This is a genomic window from Neisseria sp. P0001.S005 (assembly GCF_051963715.1).
In genome coordinates this window covers 1-425 of the sequence record NZ_JBQCTZ010000636.1, presented here as the reverse complement: position 1 = coordinate 425, position 425 = coordinate 1, and the positions used below count along the sequence as shown (strand labels likewise).

The window sequence follows — 425 nt, the reverse complement described above, 5'->3', positions numbered from 1 at the left end:
TCACGGGATACGGAGAACCAGAATTTGAACAGATGGATGCCGCTGGCAACAAGCATACGTTCCAATTCAGGGGTTTGGCGCATGAAGAGCAGGTATTCGTTAGGTTCGCAGAAGCCCATTACGCGTTCTACGCCGGCACGGTTGTACCATGAGCGGTCGAAGAATACCATTTCACCTGCGGTCGGCAGGTTTTGGATGTAGCGTTGGAAATACCATTGGCCGCGTTCGGTAGTGGTTGGTTTCTCCAAAGCAACCACGCGCGCGCCACGAGGATTCAGGTGTTCCATAAAGCGTTTGATGGTACCGCCTTTACCGGCTGCGTCGCGGCCTTCAAACAGGCTGACGATACGCTGACCGGAATCTTTAACCCAGCTTTGTACTTTCAACAATTCGATTTGCAGCTTCTGTTTTTCTTTTTCGTAAAC

Annotated in this window: 1 pseudogene; it reads right to left on the bottom strand. The window is 51.1% G+C overall.

The annotated features are described in order from the left end of the window. Nucleotides 1-425 (bottom strand): annotated as a pseudogene (locus ACTHSP_RS22125) (polyphosphate kinase 2); the annotation flags it as partial.